Source organism: Bacteroides fragilis NCTC 9343, from assembly GCF_000025985.1.
In the GTDB taxonomy this organism is placed as follows: Bacteria; Bacteroidota; Bacteroidia; order Bacteroidales; family Bacteroidaceae; genus Bacteroides; species Bacteroides fragilis.
The window spans coordinates 4,611,381-4,632,020 of sequence record NC_003228.3 but is presented as its reverse complement, the minus strand read 5'-3'; the positions used below and the strand labels follow the sequence as shown (position 1 = coordinate 4,632,020).

At 45.9% G+C, this 20,640-nt stretch carries 10 protein-coding genes and 1 pseudogene; all 11 read left to right on the top strand.

What is annotated here, in order from left to right:
* Positions 1–3 precede the first annotated feature (3 nt).
* Positions 4–2,304, top strand: coding sequence for an ATP-binding protein (locus BF9343_RS18990; RefSeq protein WP_005792029.1), 2,301 nt, complete (start codon positions 4–6; stop codon positions 2,302–2,304).
* Positions 2,305–2,417: 113 nt separating this feature from the next.
* The gene (locus BF9343_RS18985) at positions 2,418–6,962 is read left to right on the top strand and encodes a translocation/assembly module TamB domain-containing protein (RefSeq protein ID WP_010993654.1); all 4,545 of its coding nucleotides are present in this window, start codon (positions 2,418–2,420) and stop codon (positions 6,960–6,962) included.
* Between the two features lie 27 nt (positions 6,963–6,989).
* On the top strand, positions 6,990–9,341 hold the full coding sequence (gene tamL, locus BF9343_RS18980; protein ID WP_005799192.1) for a translocation and assembly module lipoprotein TamL: 2,352 nt from the start codon (positions 6,990–6,992) through the stop codon (positions 9,339–9,341).
* Positions 9,342–9,467: 126 nt separating this feature from the next.
* Positions 9,468–10,370, top strand: a complete 903-nt coding sequence (locus BF9343_RS18975; protein ID WP_005792036.1) for a glycosyltransferase family protein — start codon at positions 9,468–9,470, stop codon at positions 10,368–10,370.
* An 805-nt stretch (positions 10,371–11,175) separates the two neighbouring features.
* Positions 11,176–12,195 (top strand): annotated as a pseudogene (locus tag BF9343_RS18970) (TonB-dependent receptor); the annotation flags it as partial.
* 227 nt (positions 12,196–12,422) lie between these two features.
* A complete protein-coding gene (locus BF9343_RS18965) occupies positions 12,423–14,378 on the top strand; it encodes an ABC-F family ATP-binding cassette domain-containing protein (RefSeq protein ID WP_005799194.1) in 1,956 nt (651 codons plus the stop codon).
* A 15-nt stretch (positions 14,379–14,393) separates the two neighbouring features.
* Positions 14,394–16,427 carry a M13 family metallopeptidase gene (locus BF9343_RS18960; protein ID WP_010993651.1) on the top strand — a complete coding sequence of 678 codons (2,034 nt, stop codon included), beginning with the start codon at positions 14,394–14,396 and terminating at the stop codon, positions 16,425–16,427.
* Between the two features lie 151 nt (positions 16,428–16,578).
* Positions 16,579–18,102, top strand: coding sequence for a bifunctional phosphoribosylaminoimidazolecarboxamide formyltransferase/IMP cyclohydrolase (purH, locus tag BF9343_RS18955; protein WP_005792044.1), 1,524 nt, complete (start codon positions 16,579–16,581; stop codon positions 18,100–18,102).
* 74 nt (positions 18,103–18,176) lie between these two features.
* Positions 18,177–19,199 (top strand): rod shape-determining protein, encoded by a 1,023-nt coding sequence (locus BF9343_RS18950; RefSeq protein WP_005792050.1) that lies wholly within the window; start codon positions 18,177–18,179, stop codon positions 19,197–19,199.
* Positions 19,200–19,300: 101 nt separating this feature from the next.
* On the top strand, positions 19,301–20,146 hold the full coding sequence (gene mreC, locus BF9343_RS18945; RefSeq protein ID WP_005792052.1) for a rod shape-determining protein MreC: 846 nt from the start codon (positions 19,301–19,303) through the stop codon (positions 20,144–20,146).
* Positions 20,143–20,640: a rod shape-determining protein MreD gene (gene mreD / locus BF9343_RS18940; RefSeq protein WP_005804255.1), complete on the top strand. Its 498-nt coding sequence runs from the start codon at positions 20,143–20,145 to the stop codon at positions 20,638–20,640. Before mreC ends, mreD begins: the two co-directional genes overlap by 4 nt.

Genomic DNA, 20,640 nt, shown 5'->3' with positions numbered 1-20,640 from the left:
GTTATGGCTATTCCTTCCCGTTTCACAAAAGTAAAGATCGCGGCGGGGTATACTTTGTTGCTGGTTGTGCTGCTGCTCTCCCTGTTGTTTGTACACAGGGAGATGGAGAAACTGTCTGATACGGACGATGTACAGAGTTTGCAGACGGATAGTTTGCTGCTTTTACTGAAAGAGAAAGATGAAAATACCATCCGGATGCTTCAGATCATTAATGAAGCGAACGAGAGTATGATTACTCCGGTTGAATTGGATTCCATCATTGCCGAACAAGATACAGTGATCACTCAACAGCGTGTGCAACATCGTATCATCACCAAGCGTGACTCTGTGATTACGAAACGAAAGAAAAAGGGTTTTTTCAGGAGGTTGGGCGAGGTGTTCGCTCCTTCGAAAGAAGATACGGCTGTGCTGGTAAATACAGCTGTGGAATTTGCGACCGACACCATTCTTGAACCTTACAATCCGATTGATTCACTACATCAGCGCATACGAACGGTGACCAAACGGAAGTCCAGGCCTGTGGTACGGCCCAACTACAATGCCCGTCTTCGCCGGATGAATAAGGAATTAACCACTCGTATTGACAGCATGATTACGACCTATGAGCAAGTAGTCACCCAACGTGCTATGGACAACGCATCCGAACAGCAAGAACTTCGGAACCGTTCAACTCGTACGATTGGCGGGATTGCCATTGCCGCCGTGTTGCTGTCCGCCTGCTTCCTGATTATGATCTGGCGGGATATCACCCGGAGCAATCGTTACCGGAAGGAATTGGAGGAGGCCAATAAGCGTGCGGAGGCGCTGTTGGAGGCTCGTGAAAAGTTAATGCTTGCCATCACTCATGATTTTAAAGCTCCTTTGGGGTCTATCATCGGATATACGGATTTATTGACCGGGTTGACTACGGATGAAAGACAGCGTTTCTATCTGGACAATATGAAAAGTTCCTCGCAACATCTGCTTAAACTGGTAAGTGACTTGCTCGACTTCCACCGGTTGGATCTGAATAAGGCAGAAGTCAACCGGGTTACTTTTAATCCGGCACAACTGTTTGAAGAGATACGTATTAGCTTTAAACCACTGACCGATGCCAAACATCTGACTTTAAGTTGCAGTATAGACGCCGAACTGGACGGACGCTTCATCAGTGATCCGCTCCGTATCCGGCAAATTGTAAATAATCTGCTTTCCAATGCTGTGAAATTCACAGCTAAGGGTAGCATTGCATTGAATATTACCTATCATTCGTCCAGTGTCCGCATCGAGGTGGTGGACACTGGTAAAGGTATGGCACCCGGTGACCGTGAAAAGATATTTCAGGAATTTACCCGGTTGCCGGGAGCGCAAGGTGAGGAAGGCTTTGGACTGGGGCTTTCCATTGTACACAAACTTGTGACCTTGCTCGAAGGATCGATTAGTGTTCAAAGTACCTTGGGTGAAGGGAGTCGTTTTATTGTCATTCTGCCGCTCTATCCTGTGGGGCCTGTGACAGGAGAGAAGCGGGAAGGAAATGTGTCTTCGGTTTCAACGACAGATCAAGCCGGTGAGGACGGGGTAATGGCATCTCCAAAATTAAACCGTGTTTTATTGATTGATGACGACCGGATTCAATTGGCTCTGACTGCCGCTATGCTTGAACAACAAGGCATTCAGGCTGTTTGCTGCCAACAGCCGGATGAGTTGATTGAGCAACTTCGTACGGCTACATTCGACGTGTTGCTGACTGACGTTCAAATGCCTGCCATCAATGGTTTCGATTTACTGAAACTATTGCGTGCATCCAATATACCTCAGGCGCGTACTATTCCGGTAATTGCTGTTACCGCCCGGAGTGAGATGAATGAACAGGACTTTCAGGAACACGGCTTTGCAGGATGTTTGCATAAGCCTTTTACGGTAAAGGAACTCTTGACGATTATCAGTGGTGAAGAAATGACCGGTTCGTCAGCTGAATTGACACCGGACTCCCTTAACTTTCGGGCGCTGACTGCTTTTTCCGAAGATGATCCGGAAGCTGCCTCTACCATTATTCAAACCTTTATTGAAGAAACGGAGAAGAACCGGAACCGGATGGAAAGCGCTATCCGAGCCACTGATGTGGATGGGATAGCCGGCATGGCTCACAAATTATTGCCTCTGTTTACATTGCTTGGGGCTTCCGAGGCACTTCCTCTGCTGTTATGGCTGGAGCAGCGTCGTGGCGAAGCCGTATCGGACGAAATGATACAAAAGGCGAATGAAGCTCTTCGACAGGTAGATATCGTAATGGCTGAGGCACGACGATATGCAGCAGGAGATTGACAATCGGTGATTGCCGTAAGTGTCTATTCGTATACAAAATCGTCGTCACTTTAATCTTTTTCCGGAAAATTTTGTTTCCTTTGTATCACTTTTTACATTGAGAGACAAGCTTCATGAAACGAAAATGGATCAAATGGGTAAGCTGGATTTTGCTTACCCCCCTCATACTCTTTGTGATACTGATGGTATTACTCTATATCCCTCCCGTACAGAATTTTCTGAGAAAGGAGGCTGCTGCTTATGTTTCCGAAGCAACCGGCATGCAGATCAATGTACGTCGCATCGATTTACGGTTCCCTTTAAATCTGTTGGTACGGGGAGTTGAAGTCATCCAGGCTCCCGATACATTGCTTTCACTTGAAAGCCTCAATGTACATGTGCAGGCACTTCCGCTTTTCCGTGGCAAGGTTGAGGTAGATGACATCAGCCTTCAGCAGGTAGCCGTTAATTCTGCCAACCTGATAGACGGTATGCGGCTGAAAGGTGTTCTGGGTAGCTTTAGGCTGGAGAGCCATGGAGTGGATCTACCCAATGAAATAGCCATTATAAACCGGGCCGAACTCTCTGATACTCATGTACAGTTGCTTTTGAATGATACCACTGCTACGCCTAAAGATACTACTCAAAGTGAGGTCCGCTGGAAAGTAGACCTGCGTCATTTGAAATTGAAGAATGTCTCTTTCAGCATGCAGTTACCGGCAGACAGTATGCGTTTGGCGGCTCATGTTGGAGAAGCACAAGTGAATGATGCGGAAGCCGATTTGAAGAATTTGCATTACGGGCTTCGTAGTTTTCTGGTATCGGGTACCTCGGTCAATTATGATGTGGGCACCGCGGAGCCGGCGGAAGGTTTCGATCCTTCACACATCGCTTTGCGCGATATTCGTATCGGACTCGATTCGATGTATTATCGCAGACGCAATATGAATGCTGTTATCCGTGAGTTTTCGATGAACGACCGTTCCGGATTAAGTGTCACTTCGCTTACCGGACGTGTGTTTGCCAATGATACCATTATCCAAGTGCCGAGTTTGAAACTGCTGACTCCACATTCCGAAATGGATCTTACTGCACAGACTTATTGGGAGTTGGTGAATATTCCTACTACCGGACGTCTGACTGCCCGCTTTAATGCGATGATCGGGAAACAAGACGTGTTGTTGCTGGCCGGTGGATTGCCGGATAGCTTCAAAGAGGCCTATCCCTTCCGTCCGTTGGTGATACGTGCCGGTACGGAAGGAAACCTGAAAGAGATGCAGATAACCCGGTTCAGTGCCGAGTTGCCCGGAGCTTTTTCACTTTCGGGCGGTGGAGAGTTATTGAATCTGACCGATAGCCTGGAGAGGTCCGCCATTATTGACCTGAGGATGCAGACACAGAATCTTAACTTCCTGACCGCTCTGGGCGGAACGAGGCCGGATAGTTTACTTGTTATTCCCAATCAGATGTCGTTGGTTGCGAAAGCCCGAATGAAAGGGCCTCAATATATGGCGCAACTCCTGCTGAAAGAAGGAGAGGGAATGCTGAATTTAGATGCTGCCTACAATGGAAGCACTGAGGCTTATCGGGCTGACCTGAAGGTGGACGCTTTGCAACTTCATCATTTCCTGCCCAAAGACTCGATCTACGAACTGACTACATCGGTCGCTGCTGTGGGAAGAGGGATCGATTTCACTTCTTATCGTACGACTGCCTCTTTGAAGGCCTCACTGCAATCGTTGCATTATGGGCGTTATCAGATTTCGGGAATTGAAGTGACCGGTGATGTAAAGAACGCACTTGCCACAGCCCGTTTAGTGAGTGACAACCGCTTGTTAAAGATGAATGCCAATGCCGAATATCACCTTGCCAAACCTTATATGGACGGAAAGCTTGATATGGATGTTACACAACTTGATTTGTATGAACTGGGGATTGCCCCTAAACCCCTGAAATATCCTTTAGCTTTTAATTTTACGGCAGAAGCCCGGCGCGACCGTATTTTCACTCATCTTACGGCCGGTGATATGAAGCTTAACCTTTCGGCACGTTCCAGCCTGGATAAGCTGATTAAACAGTCAGCACATTTTGCTGATGTGCTGGTCAAGCAAATAGATAAGAAAGAACTTGATCACGGGGAATTGCGAGAGGCGTTGCCGACCGCTATATTCTCGATGTCGGCCGGTAAAGAAAATCCGTTGGCCTATTATCTGGCAACGAAAGATATCGCTTTTCACGATGTGGGTGTGAAGTTTGGCACTGCTCCCGACTGGGGGATCAACGGAAAAGCCTCTATTCATGCATTGAAGATGGATACCTTGCAACTGGACACGATCTACTTTACTGTCAAGCAGGACACGACTCGCATGAGTTTGCACGGAGGGGTCATCAACGGCCCCAAGAATCCGCAGATCGTTTTTAAATCGAGCTTTGCCGGAGAAATACGCAACGATGATGCCGAACTCACGCTACGCTATGAAAATGCGAAAGGCGAAACCGGGGTACTTTTCGGTGTGAACGTCCGTCCATTGGTCGAAGGAAACGGAAAAGGCGATGGGCTTGCTTTTACGCTGATACCGGAAAATCCCATTATTGCCTTCCGAAAGTTCCACTTCGTCGATCATCACAACTGGATATACCTCCATAAAAACATGCGCTTGTACGCCAATGTCGATATGGCGGATGACGAAGACATGGGATTCAGGATAAAATCAAACCGGAGCGATACTGTATCGTTGCAGAACATTGATGTGGAGTTGCAACGCATCCGCCTGTCTGAGATCAGTGAAGTGCTTCCTTATCTGCCTGACTTGTCCGGGCTCTTCTCGGCTGAGGCTAATTACGTGCAGACAGCTACTTCCTTGCAAGTATCGGCTGAGGCTAATATTGATGAATTGACTTATGAACGTCAACGCATCGGCGACGTTGCACTCGGTGTGACCTGGCTTCCGGGTGAAAGAGGAAAACATTATATCAGTACTTATCTGACCCATGAGGGCGAGGAGATATTGATGGCTGACGGTTCGCTTCATCCTTCGGTGACCGGTAAAGACAGTATTGAGGTGAATGCCATCATGGAACATTTTCCGTTAAAGATAGCCAATGCCTTTGTACCGGATCAGGTAGTCACCCTTTCCGGCGATATGGACGGTGGGCTTCACATCACCGGTGATACAGACCGGCCGTTGGTCAACGGAGATCTGGTCTTGGACAGTGTGTCGGTCTTTGCCCGTCAGGCAGGGGCACGGTTTACGTTCGACAATCGTCCTGTACAAATCAAAAACAGCCGTTTGACTTTTGATAAGTTCGCTATATTCACTACCGGAAAGAATCCTTTCACGATTGATGGTACAGTCGATTTTCGGAATTTGACCGATCCCAGGGTTAATCTGTCCATGCTGGCAGAAAACTATATGCTGCTCAATGCTCCCCGTACAAAGGAGAGCCTGGTATATGGCAAAGTGTTTGTCGACTTCAATGCAACCGTGCGCGGACCGGTAAATGCGTTGGTGATGCGCGGCAATATGAATTTGCTGGGCAATACGGATGTCACTTATGTATTGATGGACTCGCCGCTTACCGTGCAGGACCGGTTGGGAGACCTGGTTACTTTTACTTCTTTCAGTGATACGACGACCGTACAGAAAGAAGAAGCCCCTGTTGTGTCACTTGGCGGACTCGACATGATTATGACTGTACAAATCGATCCCGGAGTCCGGTTGAAGGCCGATCTGAGTGCTGACCGTAGCAGCCGGGTAGAGTTGCAGGGAGGAGGCAATCTGAGTATGCAATATACACCGCAAGGTGATTTGTCCTTATCAGGCCGGTATACCCTTACGGGTGGTATGATGAAGTATGCACTTCCCGTGATACCCCTGAAAGAATTCAATATAAACAATGGCAGTTACGTGGAATGGACCGGTAATCCGATGGACCCGATGCTCAATCTCAAAGCTACCGAGCGCCTTCGCGCTTCCGTAGGCAGTGAGAACGGGCAATCGCGTATGGTCAACTTTGATGTGTCGATTGTAGTTAAGAACCGTTTGGATAACCTTTCACTGGCCTTTGAGATCGATGCGCCCGATGATGCGGAAGTGCAGAATCAGCTGGCTTCTATGAGTGCTGATGAACGGGGTAAACAGGCCATTGCAATGTTGGCTACCGGGCTCTATCTGGCTAATTCGGGAAGTTCCGGAGGTGGGGGACTGAATATGGGATCGGCATTGAACAGTATACTTTCCAGCCAGATCAATGCATTGGCCGGAAACCTGAAGAATGCCAGCTTCTCGATGGGAGTAGAAGACCACGATGCGGCTGATGCGGGAGGAAAACGTACCGACTACAGTTTCCGTTATTCGCAGCGTTTCTTCAATGACCGTTTCCAGATCGTACTGGGTGGTAAGGTGTCTACCGGAGCGCAGGCTACGAATGATGTCGAGTCGTTTATCGACAATATCTCTCTCGAATATCGTCTCGATACATCCGGCACCCGTTACATTCGCCTTTTCCACAATAAGAATTACGAAAGTGTGCTTGAAGGGGAGATAACGGAAACCGGTATCGGTCTGGTACTGCGTAAACGTATCGACAGATTGGGTGAGTTATTTATTTTCCGTAAAAAGAAGAAGACACTTCCTGAGACGCAAAAAGCCCCGTCTGACGGCGAAGCACATCAGTAATTGATTAACAACAGAGATTTAAACAGGATGATACGTAAAGAAACAGTTCATATAATATGGGGTACCATACAAGCCGGTCTTGTAATGTTGTTGTTGGGAGCATGTTCCACAACCAAGCACCTGCCCGAAGGGGAAATACTCTACACCGGATCGAAGACTATTGTTGAAAACGAGCCACAAGCGCCTTTGACAGAGGATGCGCTGACCGAACTTGATGCCGCACTCGATAAAGCTCCGAGTACAAAAATTTTAGGCTTTGTCCCCATCCCTTTCAAGATGTGGGCTTATAACAGTCTGGTTCGCTATAAGAAAGGTTTCGGACACTGGCTCTTCAACCGGTTTGCCGCCAATCCTCCCGTATTCATTTCTACGGTCAATCCGGAAATACGTGCCAAAGTAGGCACCAACCTGTTGCACGACTATGGCTACTTTAATGGGACGGTCCGATTCCAGACCGTGCCCGACAAGAAAGACAGCCTGAAGGCAAGTATACGCTATACGGTTGATATGAAAGACCCTTATTACATCGATACGGTTTATTACACTCGTTTCAATCCGCGTACGTTGAGAATCATGGAGAGAGGACGCAGAGGATCGTTGTTGACCCCCGGTGAACAGTTCAACGTGAGTGATCTGGATGCAGAGCGCAGCCGTATCAGTACTTTATTGCGTAATCGCGGGTATTTCTACTTTCGTCCGGACTATATGAAGTATCAGGCGGATACTCTGTTGAATCCCGGGCATGTCAGTCTCCGGTTGATACCTGTACCGGGACTTCCGGATGCGGCCCAGCGCCCGTATTATGTCGGTAAGACATCGGTCTTTTTGTACGGAAAGGGTGGAGAAGTGCCGAACAGTACACTCGAATACCGGGGACTCGATATTCATTATTATAAGAAGATGCAGGTGCGTCCGAATATGCTTTACCGTTGGTTGAATTATCAGGCTTATGTCCGCAATGATTCTTTGCGCAACTCTGCTCATAGCCGTTTATACAGCCAGTATCGGCAAACGCGTATCCAGGAACGCCTTTCGCAACTGAGTATTTTCCGCTATCTCGATCTGCAATATATCCCTCAGGACTCTACGGCAACTTGTGACACGCTGAACGTGCGTTTGCAGGCTACGTTTGATAAACCGTATGACGCGGAACTGGAATTCAACCTGACCACCAAGAGCAATAACCAGACAGGCCCCGGTGCATCTTTCGGCCTGACCCGTTACAATGTATTTGGGGGAGGAGAGACGTGGAATGTCAAGTTAAAGGGCTCTTACGAATGGCAGACCGGACAGAATAAAGGAAGTTCATTGATGAATAGTTGGGAGATGGGAGTATCTACTGCCTTGACTTTTCCCCGGGTCGTGTTCCCTTCTTTCGGAGGACGTGAGTATGACTTCCCGGCAACCACTACTTTCCGTTTGTATATCGATCAGCTTAACCGTGCCAAATACTATAAACTATTGGCGTTCGGAGGAAATGCCACTTATGACTTTCAGCCGACCCGTATCAGTCGTCACAGCCTGACACCTCTCCGGGTGACTTTCAATGTGCTGCAACACACAACGAAGGCCTTTGAGGAAATTGCTGATCAGAACAAAGCCTTGTACCGTAGTCTGCAGAATCAGTTTATTCCGGCAATGGAATATACCTATACTTTTGATAACGCGGCTTTGCGCGGAGTGCGTAATCCTATCTGGTGGCAGACTACGTTTACTTCCGCCGGTAACATAACTTCCGGTATTTATCGTATTTTCGGAAAGAAGTTCAGCCAAAGAGACAAGAAACTGTTCGGTGTTCCTTTCGCACAGTTTCTGAAGGTGAACAGTGACTTCCGTTATACCTGGAAGATCGATAAGAACCAGTCCATAGCCAGCCGTGTGGCTGGAGGAATTATCTGGGCGTATGGCAATACAAATACGGCACCTTACAGCGAGCAGTTCTATATCGGAGGTGCCAATAGTGTACGTGCTTTTACTGCACGCAGTATCGGACCGGGTGGATTCCGGCCGACAAAGACTTCGAAAGGGCTCTATCTGGACCAGACGGGAGATATCCGGATGGAAGCCAACGTGGAATATCGTTTCCGCATTTACGGTGACTTGCACGGTGCTGTCTTTCTGGATGCCGGTAACGTCTGGATGTTGCGTAAAGATGAAGAGGCACCGGAAAAGCAACTGCGTTGGAAGACTTTCGGCAAACAGATTGCGTTGGGAACAGGTGCCGGTATACGTTACGACCTCGACTTCCTGATTCTGCGTCTGGATTGTGGTGTGCCTTTGCATGATCCGTACGATACCGGCAAGAAGGGATATTACAATGTGACCGGTTCTTTCTGGAAGGGGTTGGGACTACACTTTGCCGTAGGCTATCCGTTCTAAAATAGTCGATGACGATGGGCGGCGTAAGAAAATTCTTCATACTTCGTTCTTCATTCTTCATTCTATTTTGTACTTTTGCAACGATATCTGATGAGACACATCACTAACCTTTTAATATTCACAGTTATGAAACCAACATTATTTGTGCTTGCTGCCGGCATGGGCAGCCGTTACGGAGGCTTGAAACAATTGGACGGACTGGGTCCCAACGGCGAAACTATCATGGACTATTCTATTTACGACGCCATTCGTGGTGGATTTGGTAAAGTAGTATTCGTTATCCGTAAAGATTTTGAGCAGGATTTCCGTGAAAAGATTCTGAGTAAATACGAAAATCATATTCCGGTGGAACTCGTATTCCAGGCATTGGACAACTTGCCCGAAGGCTTCACTTGCCCTGCCGACCGCGTAAAACCCTGGGGAACCAACCATGCTGTCCTGATGGGTAAAGACGTCATCAAAGAACCGTTTGCCGTTATCAATGCTGACGACTTCTACGGACGCGACAGCTTTGCTGTATTGGGTGCCGAACTGTCTCAGATGGACGGTAAAAAGAACGACTATTGTATGGTAGGTTACCGTGTAGGCAATACGCTTTCAGAAAGCGGATCTGTGGCTCGTGGCGTTTGTGAGACAAATGCGGAAGGCTATCTGACTACAGTGGTAGAACGCACTGCAATCGAGCGTATCGATGGTAAAGTATCGTTCAAGGATGAGAACGGCGAAATGCAGACAATCGGCGATAACACTCCGGTTTCAATGAATATGTGGGGATTCACTCCCGACTATTTCGCTTATTCGGAAGAGTATTTCAAAGAGTTCCTGAAAGAAAACGAAGGAAACCTGAAATCAGAATACTTCATTCCGCTGATGGTAAACAAACTGGTGAACGAAGGTACTGCCCGCGTAAAGGTTCTGGATACTACAAGCAAATGGTTCGGCGTGACTTATGCTGCCGACCGTCAGGGTGTAGTAGATAAGATTCAGGCATTGGTAGATGCAGGCGAATATCCTGATAAACTGTTCTAAAGCTAATTTGCTTATTTCTATAATGTAGATTTTGAAAGGGGCGTCTTTGCGAAGATGTCCCTTTTTTAATATCAGGCCGGATCACACCTCTTTGGTACGCTCCCTGCCGGTGAACTTTAAATCACCCTCCGGGAGTCGCGAGGGAGGAGATGGTCGGTTTGTCAATGTGTCAAATTGATAATCGTAACCCTCTGTTTCTCGTTTTTTCGGGCCACAATCCGGTAAAGTCTATAAAAACGGCCTACAGGCAAATATCCATTCATGGTTTTGATCTTGTTTCATCCCTAATGGAAATAAAAGGAAAGGAAATATGATTTTTTTGTTTCCTAATCTTTTCTTTGCGGAGCTTTTCCTGCTTTTCTGACACTTTGCAGCGGTCGGGCGGGGGGAGGCAACCAGGAGAAAATCAGTCACTCTTGTCGCCCGATTTGCATTACAATAGATGTAATCTGCCAAAACATATAGAGATATTCAGAAAAGAAGTAAACATTTTCGGGAAATGCTTACTTCTTTTCACCCGAAGACTTACTTCTTTTGGGGTAAATGCTTCCTTCTTTCCGAAAAAACAAAGGTGCAACCGGCTCAAAAGCCCGGATTTCCTGTAGAAAAAGCTTTTTACTGTACTCTGTTTCTTCTGCTTTCACCCGAATATGAAAAGGGCTTGTAAGCGAATTCTGCGATTCAGTGTCTTTTTGATGTCTATGTCTGCAAATGACTGTCAATTCTTTATGAGGAAATAAAGTGTGCAGGGCTCCGGGGCAGATGAGAAAAGGGTGAATGTCCGGTATGTGTCGGATATTTATATTCTTTATTCTCTTTCGATAAAAAGATTATGCGTCAGACGACGAGTGATGCTTCGGGCTGTTTCCGTTTCGACAGTCTTTCCTTTCCCCGGGGTACGCATTTCATTCTTCAGGCGCGTAAGAAAAAGGGAGGTACAGATGTGGCGCTGTTGGTCGATCGGGATTCCGTTCCTTCTGTACATTCTTCTCTTCCCGTTTATGCGGATTGGTTTCGTGCAGAGATGGATGAACCGGTTGTTCCCGAACAATCCGACAATGATCCTTCTCCGACCAGTGCGAATGTGTTTCAACGACCTTCTACCGCCCCTTTTTCCATGGAGCAATATTTAGACGAAGTTGTTGTTTCCACTAAAAAGATTGAGAAAAAGAAACGGTATGCAATCGAGTCTTTAATGGCTCACTCCGATTGGAATAAGACTTATCATGTGGACGAAATGACTCTTTCGCCTTATTCATCTACTAAAGATTTGTTGATTAATACTCCCGGAGTAGGGTGGGCACTCGATTCGAACTCAGGAGATTTCTTTTATATAACACGGTTGCGTGCAGGAAGAAGTTCCACTCCTCCTCCGGCTCTGTTAATGGTAGATGGGCTGGAAACTTCTTATTCCGAACTTGTCGGTATCCCTGTATCCATAGTTGAATCCATCGAGTTGGTAAAAGATGCCGCTCAGATGGCATATATCGGATCTAAAGCATCGAATGGCGCTATTTTGATTAGTACAAAATCAGGTTTAGGCACTGTTGGTAAGAAAGCATCCAATTTTAGGATAATTCGTCCCATAGGATATCAGGTGAAGCGTGAGTCTTATTCGCCTTCTTATCCGGTTGTTTATGGTGCAATAAATAACGGTGGGAATAGTTTCAGAACAATATACTGGTCACCGGATCTTCTGCTTGATAAAGCGGCTTCTCATTTGGAGTTCGGTAATCCGAAACAGGGTCGACTGACTCTTGTTGTTCAGGGAATCACACCAGATGGAAAGTTGATAAATTTGACTCGGACTTTAGGTAATGAATAATAAGTCTTTTTATCAGTATATTTAGAGTAATCGGGTGTTGTCTTTCTGTTCTGTCTCATACTGCTACATGAATGATCATTGTGAGGTAGATCATTTCATCGTGTTTTGTAGTGTATGTCTGTTTGGCTTTCAGTTTTAGAGGGGGTGTATATTTATTCCGTTTCTTTTTTCGCAGTCTGTATAAATGAGTATCTTTGCTGCCTCAATTCCCTTATTTATAGAAAGAAGTGATTTCAGTAGAAGGATTAACAGTAGAATTTAACGCCACACCATTGTTTGAGGACGTTAGTTATGTCATTAATAAAAAAGATCGAATAGCCCTGGTGGGTAAAAACGGTGCCGGGAAATCAACTATGTTGAAGATCTTGGCCGGATTGCAAAGTCCTACACGAGGTGTTATAGCTATTCCGCGTGATGTAACGATCGGCTATTTGCCACAGGTGATGATTCTTGCCGATAACCATACCGTGATGGAAGAGGCGGAATTGGCATTTGAACATATTTTTGAATTACAGGCCGACCTGGAACGCATGAATCAGGAATTGGCTGACCGAACCGATTATGATTCGGAAGAGTATCATAAACTAATAGACCGTTTCACGCATGAGAATGACCGCTTCCTGATGATGGGAGGCACTAACTTTCATGCGGAGATAGAGCGTACGCTGATAGGATTGGGATTCAGCCGGGAAGATTTTAATCGTCCGACCAGTGAGTTTTCCGGAGGATGGCGTATGAGAATCGAACTGGCCAAACTTCTGCTCAGGAAACCGGATGTGCTGCTTCTTGACGAGCCGACCAACCATTTGGACATCGAGAGTATCCAATGGCTGGAGACTTTCCTCTCTACCCGTGCCAATGCAGTGGTGCTGGTCAGCCATGACCGGGCCTTTTTAAACAATGTAACCACTCGTACCATCGAAATTACTTGTGGGCAGATATACGATTATAAAGTGAAATATGATGAGTATATCGTTTTGCGTCAGGAGCGTCGTGAGCAGCAGTTGCGTGCTTATGAGAATCAGCAGAAACAGATTGAGGATACAGAGGCGTTTATCGAGCGCTTCCGTTACAAAGCAACGAAGGCTGTGCAGGTGCAGAGCCGCATGAAGCAACTGGAAAAGATAGAACGGATTGAGGTTGACGAAGTGGATAACTCCGCATTGAGATTAAAGTTTGTCTGTTCCAGCCGTAGCGGAAACTACCCGGTGATCTGCGAAGACGTGAAAAAGGCCTATGGGGCACACGTTGTCTTCCATGATGTCAACCTGACCATTAATCGTGGTGAAAAAGTGGCCTTTGTAGGAAAGAACGGTGAAGGTAAGTCTACCCTTGTGAAGTGTATCATGAGTGAGATTGATTATGAGGGTAAACTTACACTGGGGCACAATGTGCAGATTGGATATTTTGCCCAGAACCAGGCACAGATGTTGGATGAGAATCTAACGGTCTTCGATACTATCGACCGGGTGGCAGTGGGAGATATCCGTCTGAAAATACGTGATATTCTGGGAGCCTTTATGTTTGGTGGAGAGGCATCGGATAAGAAGGTGAAAGTGCTTTCGGGAGGTGAGCGTACACGTCTGGCAATGATAAAGTTGCTTTTGGAACCTGTCAACTTCCTGATTCTCGACGAGCCTACCAATCATTTGGATATGCGTTCGAAGGATGTGCTGAAAGAGGCTATCCGAGAGTTTGACGGAACGGTGATTATAGTTAGTCATGACCGTGATTTTTTGGATGGACTTGCGACTAAAGTATATGAGTTTGGTGGTGGCGTGGTGAAAGAGCATTTGGGAGGTATCTATGATTTTCTTCAAAAGAAGAAAATAGAGAACCTGAATGAACTTCAGAAGGCGAATCCGTCATCCGCCTCGCCCGCAAACGGTAAGAAAGAGGAAGGAGCCGAAGAAGGAATATCCGAGAATAAGTTATCATACGAGGCTCAAAAAGAACTCAATAAAAAAATAAAGAAACTGGAGCGCCTGGTAGCAGACTGTGAAGCTGCTATCGAACAGACAGAGTCGGCTATTGCTATTCTTGAAGAAAAGATGGCTACGCCCGATGGTGCTTCGGACATGTCGCTATATGAACAACACCAAAAACTGAAACAGCAACTTGACCATACGGTGGAAGAGTGGGAGCGCGTTTCGATGGAGTTGGAAGAGATGAATGAAAAATAATAGTTTATTAAGTGTATGAAAGTAATTAAGTATTTACCAATTCTTGCAATCTGTTGTATGGCAACAGGATGCAACAGTAAGAAAGAGGCCGTACTTACGTCCGGCATTGACCTTGCCAACCTTGACACAACTGCCCTGCCGGGCACCAGTTTTTATCAGTATGCTTGTGGCGGATGGATGAAAAACCATCCTCTGACAGATGAGTATTCACGTTTCGGTTCATTCGATATGCTCGCCGAAAACAACCGTCAGCAGTTGCGAGGACTGATTGAAGGGCTGGCTGCCGAAAAACATGAAGCCGGCAGCATTGCACAGAAAGTCGGTGAACTTTATAATATAGCTATGGACAGCGTAAAACTGAATAAGGAAGGCGCTGCCCCCATTAAACCCGAACTGGAGAAAATAGGTGCCATCAAAGATAAAGCTGAAATCTATCCGTTGATTGTAGAAATGCAGAAGAGAGGGATGTATCCGTACTTCATTCTGTATGTCAGTGCTGATGACATGAATAGCAATGAAAATATGGTGCATACCATGCAAGGTGGCCTGGGCATGGGCGAACGGGATTATTATTTGGAGGATGATGCGCAGACGAAAGAAATTCGTGATAAATACCAGCAGCATGTAAGTAAGATGTTCCAACTGGCCGGATATGATGAAGCTACTGCCCGGAAAGCTGTGAAAGCAGTGATGAATATCGAGACTCGCCTGGCCCAGTCGGCACGTTCGCAAGTAGAATTGCGTGATCCGCATGCCAACTATAATAAGAAGACTTTGGAAGAATTGCAAAAAGAGTATCCTTCTTTTGCATGGGATGTATTTTTCTCAACTGCCGGACTGAATAACCTGAAAGAAGTTAATATTGGTCAGCCTGATGCATTGAAGGAGGTGAATGCCATCATCGATACGGTATCACTCGAGGACCAGATTTTGTACTTGCAGTGGAATCTGATCAATTCGGCTGCCAACTATCTGAGTGACGACTTTATAGCCCAGGATTTTGATTTCTATGGCCGTACCATGTCGGGTAAGAAAGAGATGCAACCTCGTTGGAAGCGTGCTGTCAGCACTGTTGATGGTTCATTGGGCGAGGCTGTCGGACAGATGTATGTAGAGAAGTATTTCCCTGCTGCGGCTAAGGAGCGTATGGTAGCGCTGGTCAAGAATTTGCAGGAATCTTTGGGAGAGCGCATCAAGGGGCTGAGCTGGATGGGTGAAGAGACCAAAGAAAAAGCACTTGAAAAACTGGCGACTTTCCATGTCAAGATCGGGTATCCGGATAAGTGGAAAGACTACTCTTCTCTGGAAATAAAGGATGATTCATATTGGGCCAACATTGAGCGTGCCAACCAGTGGAGTTACAACGAGATGATCGGCAAATATGGTAAACCGGTCGATAAGGACGAGTGGTATATGACTCCGCAGACAGTAAATGCATATTACAATCCAACGACGAATGAGATCTGTTTCCCGGCCGGTATACTTCAATATCCTTTCTTTGATATGAATGCGGATGATGCCTTCAATTATGGAGCGATTGGTGTAGTTATCGGACATGAAATGACCCATGGATTTGATGATCAGGGTCGTCAGTATGATAAGGATGGTAACTTGAAAGATTGGTGGACGGCAGAAGATGCCAAGAACTTTGAGGCTCGTGCGGCGGTGATGGCTAACTTCTTCGACAGTATTGAAGTAGCTCCCGGTGTTCATGCCAATGGAGAGTTTACTTTAGGCGAAAACATTGCCGATCACGGTGGACTTCAGGTATCATATCAGGCATTCAAAAAAGCGACGGCTGCGGCTCCGCTGAAAATTGAAAACGGATTTACACCCGAACAGCGCTTCTTCTTGTCTTATGCCAATGTGTGGGCCGGAAACATCCGTCCTGAAGAAATCCTGAAGCGTACGAAGACCGATCCGCATTCGTTGGGTAAATGGCGTGTAGATGGAGCACTGCCTCAAATCGGTGCATGGTATGAAGCTTTCAATATTACTGAAAAAGATCCGATGTACTTGCCGGTAGATAAGCGGGTGTCAATTTGGTAATAGATTGTTGCAAATAAAATAAAAGTAAAAATGGCGCTGACTCATTCAATTGTGAGTCAGCGCTTTTTTATTAATAATTCACACCTTATTTATTACGTACGATAAACAATATTTCGTAACTTTGCGCACCAAATACTTAATAAGCAAATCAATGTCTGAGTCTAAAAGAATAAAAACCGCTTTGGTATCGGTTTATCACAAAGAAGGTTTGGATGAAATCATTACCAAACTGCATGAAGAAGGAGTAGAGTTCCTGTCAACAGGCGGAACTCGTCAGTTTATTGAATCGCTGGGCTATCCCTGTAAGGCTGTCGAAGATTTGACTTCGTATCCTTCTATTTTGGGTGGTAGAGTGAAGACGCTGCATCCGAAAATATTCGGAGGAATTCTTTGCCGCCGTGGACTGGAACAAGACATCCAGCAGATTGAGAAATATGAAATCCCTGAAATCGACCTGGTTATTGTAGACCTCTATCCGTTTGAAGCGACTGTTGCTTCGGGTGCTGATGAGGCTGCTATTATCGAAAAAATTGATATAGGCGGAATCTCTTTGATTCGTGCCGCTGCCAAAAACTTCAATGACGTAATTATTGTTGCTTCACAAGCTCAATATAAACCTTTGCTCGATATGTTGATGGAGCACGGGGCCACTTCTTCTCTTGAAGAACGTCGTTGGATGGCTAAAGAGGCATTTGCCGTATCTTCACACTATGATTCGGCTATCTTCAACTATTTTGATGCTGAAGAGGGTTCTGCTTTCCGTTGCTCTGCCAATAGCCAGAAGACGTTGCGTTATGGCGAAAATCCACATCAGAAGGGATATTTCTATGGAAACCTGGATGAGATGTTCGATCAGATTCATGGAAAAGAGATCTCTTATAACAACCTGCTTGACATCAATGCCGCTGTCGATTTGATCGATGAGTTTGACGATGTCACATTTGCTATTCTGAAGCATAATAATGCTTGTGGGCTGGCTTCTCGTCCTACTGTACTCGAAGCATGGAAAGACGCGTTGGCCGGTGATCCGGTATCTGCCTTTGGGGGAGTGCTGATCACGAATGCGGTTATTGATAAAGAGACAGCGGAAGAGATCAATAAAATCTTCTTTGAAGTTGTGATTGCTCCTGATTACGATGTAGATGCACTCGAAATTCTGGGACAGAAAAAGAATCGTATCATTTTGGTTCGTAAAGAGGCTAAATTGCCGAGAAAGCAATTCCGTTCTTTATTGAATGGTGTATTGGTTCAGGACAGAGACTTGAATATTGAAACAACTGCAGACCTGAAAACGGTAACTGATAAAGCTCCGACACCGGAAGAGGTAGAAGATATGCTGTTTGCTAATAAAATAGTAAAAAACAGTAAGTCGAATGCCATTGTTTTGGCCAAAGGAAAACAATTGCTGGCAAGCGGTGTGGGACAGACTTCACGTGTGGATGCACTGAAACAAGCTATCGAAAAAGCTAAGTCGTTTGGTTTCGATTTGCAGGGTGCGGTGATGGCATCGGATGCTTTCTTCCCTTTCCCCGATTGTGTGGAAATTGCGGATAAGGAAGGTGTGACAGCTGTGATCCAGCCGGGCGGTTCGGTGAAAGACCAGTTGACATTTGACTATTGCAACGAACATGGCATGGCAATGGTTACAACGGGTATCCGCCACTTTAAGCACTAATTAAAAACTTGTTGTATGCCGGACAACCCGTTATGGGCACACTGGTATATTGACGCATTAGAAATTTATTCATTATGGGATTATTCTCTTTTACACAAGAAATAGCAATGGACCTCGGTACGGCCAATACTATCATTATTACCGGTGGTAAGATTGTAGTAGATGAGCCTTCGGTGGTGGCCCTTGACCGTCGGACAGACAAGATGATTGCTGTAGGTGAAAAGGCCAAGCTGATGCACGAAAAGACGCACGAGAATATTCGTACCATCCGCCCGTTGCGCGACGGAGTGATTGCCGACTTCTATGCTTGCGAGCAGATGATGCGCGGACTGATCAAACAGGTAAATACTCGTAACCGCCTTTTCTCTCCATCGCTTCGTATGGTGATCGGAGTGCCTTCGGGTAGTACGGAAGTTGAACTTCGTGCTGTCCGTGACTCTGCCGAACATGCCGGCGGACGTGATGTCTATCTGGTATTTGAACCTATGGCTGCGGCTATCGGTATCGGTATTGATGTAGAAGCACCGGAAGGAAACATGATTGTTGATATAGGTGGTGGTTCTACCGAGATTGCTGTAATTTCATTGGGAGGTATTGTTTCGAACAACTCTATTCGTATAGCGGGAGATGATCTGACTGCCGATATTCAGGAATACATGAGCCGTCAGCATAACGTGAAAGTCAGTGAGCGTATGGCCGAACGTATTAAGATAAATGTGGGTGCTGCTTTGACCGAACTGGGTGAGGATGCTCCTGAAGATTATATCGTTCACGGACCGAACCGTATCACTGCACTTCCGATGGAAGTGCCGGTATGCTACCAGGAAGTGGCACACTGTCTTGAGAAATCAATCTCGAAGATAGAAACAGCTATTCTGAGTGCGTTAGAGAATACACCTCCTGAACTGTATGCCGATATTGTGCATAATGGAATCTATTTGGCCGGTGGTGGAGCGCTGCTTCGTGGCTTGGACAAACGTCTGACTGATAAGATAAATATTCCTTTCCACATTGCAGAAGACCCGTTGCATGCAGTAGCTAAAGGTACAGGGGTTGCATTGAAGAATGTAGACCGTTTCTCATTCTTGATGAGATAAATAATTGACTACGGTTTACGAGCTATAAGTGAGAGGCAGTTGCGTAAGTTGCTGCACGAACTTGTGGCTCGTAGATCGTAGTTTGTAACTTATATGTCTTTATGCGGAATTTACTGAACTTTCTTTTGAAATATAATCACTGGTTCCTCTTCATTCTGTTGGAGGTGATCAGTTTTGTTTTGTTATTTCGCTTTAACCACTACCAACACAGTGTTTATTTCAGTTCGGCCAATGTAGTTGCCGGCAAAGTATATGAAGTATCCGGTGGAATAACTTCTTATTTCCATCTGAAGTCGGTCAATGAGGATTTATTGGATCGCATCATGGAGTTGGAGCAGCAGAACCGCAATCTGGAGAATGCATTAGTAAAACATCTCTCTGACTCAACCGAGCTGAATAGTATCCGAAACTTGTCGGATACAGACTATGAAATCTTCAAAGCCCGGGTTATCAATAACAGTCTCAATCTGGTAGATAACTACATCACTCTGAATCGGGGATCGAAGGATGGCATCCGTCCTGAGATGGGCGTGGTCGACGGTAATGGGGTGGTCGGCATCGTATATGAAACTTCTTCTCACTATTCCCGGGTGATTTCGGTGTTGAACAGCAAATCCAGCATTAGTTGTAAAATTGTGGGTAGTGAGTATTTCGGTTACCTGAAGTGGGAATATGGAGATGCCCGGTATGCTTATTTGAAAGATTTGCCTCGTCATGCCGAATTCAATTTGGGAGATACAGTTGTGACCAGTGGTTATTCCACGGTTTTTCCTGAAGGTATTATGATTGGTACGGTAGATGATATGGCCGATTCGAATGATGGCCTTTCCTATCTGTTGAAGGTAAAACTGGCAACGGATTTTGGTAAGGTGAGTGAGGTGCGTGTGATTGCAAGAACTGGTCAGAGAGAGCAAAAAGAGTTGGAACAAAAGAGTTTGGCGCAATGATTATCAACTATATACATAGAGTAGGATGGTTTGTCGGTCTGATATTACTTCAGGTGCTGATCTTGAATAATGTGCACATAGCCGGTGTGGCTACTCCTTTTCTATACGTTTATTTTATATTAAAATTTAACTCCGGTACTTCCCGAAACGAATTGATGGTATGGGGTTTCTGTATGGGGCTTGCCATCGATATCTTTTCTAATACCCCGGGTATGAATGCGGCGGCGACAGTACTACTGGCTTTTCTACGTCCGTTGTTTCTTCGCTTGTTTACGCCTCGAGATACTTTGGATAGTATCGTACCTTCGCTGAAAAGTATGGGAATTGCTTCTTTCCTTAAATATTTGGTGGTAAGTGTCTTTGTTCACCATTTTATGTTACTGACTCTTGAGTTCTTCTCATTTACCAGCATACCGTTGTTGCTGTTAAGGGTGGTGTCGAGCACCATTTTGACTATAACCTGTATTATGGCTGTTGAAGGAGTGAGGAGATAG

Excerpts from the sequence above, each read along its gene's own strand:
- mreD (WP_005804255.1), top strand. The coding sequence starts at position 20,143 with ATGATTATCAACTATATACATAGAGTAGGATGGTTTGTCGGTCTGATA.
- purH (WP_005792044.1), top strand. The coding sequence starts at position 16,579 with ATGTCTGAGTCTAAAAGAATAAAAACCGCTTTGGTATCGGTTTATCAC.
- BF9343_RS18975 (WP_005792036.1), top strand. The coding sequence starts at position 9,468 with ATGAAACCAACATTATTTGTGCTTGCTGCCGGCATGGGCAGCCGTTAC.
- BF9343_RS18960 (WP_010993651.1), top strand. The coding sequence starts at position 14,394 with ATGAAAGTAATTAAGTATTTACCAATTCTTGCAATCTGTTGTATGGCA.
- tamL (WP_005799192.1), top strand. The coding sequence starts at position 6,990 with ATGATACGTAAAGAAACAGTTCATATAATATGGGGTACCATACAAGCC.
- BF9343_RS18990 (WP_005792029.1), top strand. The coding sequence starts at position 4 with ATGGCTATTCCTTCCCGTTTCACAAAAGTAAAGATCGCGGCGGGGTAT.
- BF9343_RS18950 (WP_005792050.1), top strand. The coding sequence starts at position 18,177 with ATGGGATTATTCTCTTTTACACAAGAAATAGCAATGGACCTCGGTACG.
- mreC (WP_005792052.1), top strand. The coding sequence starts at position 19,301 with ATGCGGAATTTACTGAACTTTCTTTTGAAATATAATCACTGGTTCCTC.
- BF9343_RS18985 (WP_010993654.1), top strand. The coding sequence starts at position 2,418 with ATGAAACGAAAATGGATCAAATGGGTAAGCTGGATTTTGCTTACCCCC.